At 55.8% G+C, this 1,170-nt stretch carries 1 protein-coding gene; it reads right to left on the reverse strand.

Translation table 11 applies throughout. The features are described 5' to 3' along the window. Nucleotides 1-1,057, reverse strand: a 1,057-nt coding sequence (locus EHN07_RS20390) for an EAL domain-containing response regulator (protein ID WP_124025824.1), incomplete at its 3' end; no start/stop codon positions are given. Nucleotides 1,058-1,170 lie beyond the last annotated feature (113 nt).

The raw sequence follows: 1,170 nt of genomic DNA on the forward strand, positions 1-1,170 counted from the left end.
CCACCGATTTCAGCCCCAGCTGCTGTGCCAGATTCAGGCTGTATTCAATCACCGCCATACAGGACGCGTCCTGGAAGCAGCGGGAAATAAAATAGCGATCGAGTTTCAGCTCCGTAAACGGCAGCATGGTCAGCTGCTGAACGGAAGAATAGCCGGTGCCGAAGTCATCAATAGACAAACCAAACCCGTGCATACGCATGCGGGCCAGGGTTTCCAGCGACTGCCCCACATCCTCCATCAGCGCATTTTCCGTCACCTCCAGGGTGATCATCTGCGGGCTGACGCTCCACTGCCGGCAGTACCCGAGTATCGTGTCAAACAGCCCGGTACTGAGCAGCGAGCGGGTGGATAAGTTCAGGGAAAGATTGACGGACAGTTCGCTCTGCCCCCACAAATGGGCATCCTTCATCGCCTGACGGAACATCATGTCGGTCAGCTCATCAATCAGCCCGTGCTGTTCGGCAAGCGGGATAAATTCAGACGGTGGAATAAACCCTCTCTCCGGGTGCTTCCAGCGGGCCAGCGCTTCGGTGCCCAGCCACTCTCCGCTTTTAAAGGCGACTTTCGGCTGATACCAGGGGCGGATATCGCCGTTATCAAGGGCCCGGCGTAATTCATCCGGGGGAATGATGGATGCGCCGCTGCTGCTCTCCGGCTGCGCCTGCGGGTGCCGGCTGGCTATCAGCGCCTTTATCTGCCTGACGGTGGTCGGTTTACGCAGGGAGCCAAGCATATTCAGGCCGTAGTGCTGCCCCATTAACAACACGCTGTTAATCAGGTCGTTATCCAGCACGCTGGCGATAATCACGGCCCCCCGGAATCCGGCCAGAGAGAGCTGCCGCAGTAAAGCCATCCCGTCCATACCGGGCATCTGCAGCTCGCAGAACACCACATCAATGTTTTTTTGCTGGCAAAGCGCCAGGGCTTCAGCACCGGAATCAGCTTCAAACACGTACTGATAACCCAGGCTGTTAAGCTGATGTCGCAACGTTCGCCGCTGATATTCGCTGGCATCAGCCACCACCAGTAACCGTTGTAAATCAGTGCAGCTAATCATTCATCAAATATCCTGTTTTGGGCCACCTGTTTAGCTCAGCCTGAAACCACCGTCCCTGCATTAAAAATAGATTGCCAGCAGATTGAATAATCACCAGTGTCAGGACAAGGGGG

This window comes from Buttiauxella warmboldiae, from assembly GCF_003818135.1.
Classification (GTDB): domain Bacteria; phylum Pseudomonadota; class Gammaproteobacteria; order Enterobacterales; family Enterobacteriaceae; genus Buttiauxella; species Buttiauxella warmboldiae.